The organism is Synechococcus sp. R6-10 (assembly GCF_047461815.1).
GTDB lineage: Bacteria > Cyanobacteriota > Cyanobacteriia > Thermostichales > Thermostichaceae > Thermostichus.
On the sequence record NZ_JANSHW010000713.1, the window covers coordinates 1 to 1,626 of the forward strand.

The 1,626-nt window shown below is 64.6% G+C and carries 1 protein-coding gene; it reads left to right on the forward strand.

What is annotated here, in order from left to right; translation table 11 throughout:
• The first annotated feature begins 217 nt into the window (after positions 1-217).
• Positions 218-1,516 carry an efflux RND transporter periplasmic adaptor subunit gene (locus NW837_RS15480; RefSeq protein WP_011432359.1) on the forward strand — a complete coding sequence of 433 codons (1,299 nt, stop codon included), beginning with the start codon at positions 218-220 and terminating at the stop codon, positions 1,514-1,516.
• The last annotated feature ends 110 nt before the right edge of the window (positions 1,517-1,626 follow it).

The window sequence follows — 1,626 nt, forward strand, 5'->3', positions numbered from 1 at the left end:
AAGGACTCCGTCCTGCTGACGGGAAGGGTGGCCCGCGCTCTATCCACAGGACGAGCGCCGGGAGGATGTCACGCATCCACCCTAGCTATGGATTGGGAAGGATGGCCAGCGCTTTTGCACAGGCGCAGCAGGGCACAGTCTCAGTACCCTGGTTGATTGAGTCAATGCAGAGGTGGGATCCCTCTGTTGGGATAGCCGTTAGGGAGGCAGGTTCACGATGCAACTGCGAACAGCTCTGCCGCTGTTGTGCCTTTCTCTCTTGGTAGCTGCTTGCCGGCCCGGCGGGCCACCTCGCAGCATGGGGGGTGAAGGGGGCGGAGAAGGCCAACCCACACCAGTGGCCGTCGGCAGGGTAGAGGAACAGCAAATCGAAGAGACTTCAGAGTTCATGGCCAGCCTCGGATCCCAGCAGGTGGCCAGTATCCGCCCTCAGGTCAGTGGACAGGTGACCCAGGTGTTCGTGCAGCTGGGATCCCAGGTGGCTGCCGGAGCCCCTCTCTTTGAGATCGACAGCCGGCAGCAACAGGCGGCGGTGGCCGGCCAAACGGCGGGGATTGCCGCAGCCCAAGCCAACCTGGAGAGCGGCCGGGCCGTGCTCAGCCAGTTGCGGGCGGATCGGCTGCGGCTTGAGGCAGCGGCGGAGTTTGCCCGGGAGCAGCACGAGCGCAACCTGCGCCTCTTGGCCGAGGGGGCCATCAGCCAGGCGCAAGCGGATCAATCCAGCCGCGACCTGCGCCAGGCGGAGGCGGCTTTGGCGGCGCAACAGGAGCAGATCCGCGCTCAGGAGGCCGCGATCTTGCGGGCAGAGCGGGAGGTGCAGCGAGCCCAGGCCGAGGCGGAGCGGCAACAGGTGCAACTGCAGTTTTTCCAGGTTACAGCTCCCTTTGCCGGCATTGTGGGGGATGTTTTGGTGCGGCAAGGGGACTACGTGACGCCTCAGACGGTTTTGACCACCTTGACCCAAACCCAGGCGCTGGAGCTCAACCTCAACATCCCGTTGCAGCGGGCCCCCCAGCTGCGCATTGGCACGCCGGTGCAGATCCTGGATAGCCGCGGCGAGGTGATCGGCAGCAGCCAAATCTCTTTCATTGCTCCCGAAGCCAACGCCGCCACGCAATCGGTGCTGGCCAAGGCTCTTCTGGAGAACCCTGCCGGCCAGTTGCGCTCGGCCCAGTTTGTGCGGACTCGGGTCATCTGGGAGGAGCGGCCGGCCTTGCTGGTGCCGGTGACGGCGGTGGCCCGCTTGGGGGCGCAAACCTTTGTCTACACGGTGCAGACAACGGAGCCGCCAGCAGAGGGCATGCCCCCGGGGGCGGTGGCGGTGCAAAGGCCGGTGCAGCTGGGATCCATCTACGGAAACAGCTATGAGGTGCTGGAGGGTTTGGAGGCCAATGAGCCAATTGTGCTGAGCGGCCTGCAGAAAATCCGCGATGGCGCCCCGATTGTCGATGAGGTGCTTTTTCAGCAGAGGATGCAGCCACAAGGGGGAGGGAGACCTCCTGGATCCCCGCCCTAGGTCCTCTCTCTCCGGCGGTTTCCCAACTCAGCTATCCCCTTTCACCAAATTTTCGGGCTGGAGGCCCGCACCATAGCCGCAGGCTTGGTGTCGGGAGGAAAGCCCGCCTC

Excerpts from the sequence above, each read along its gene's own strand:
- NW837_RS15480 (WP_011432359.1), top strand. The coding sequence starts at position 218 with ATGCAACTGCGAACAGCTCTGCCGCTGTTGTGCCTTTCTCTCTTGGTA.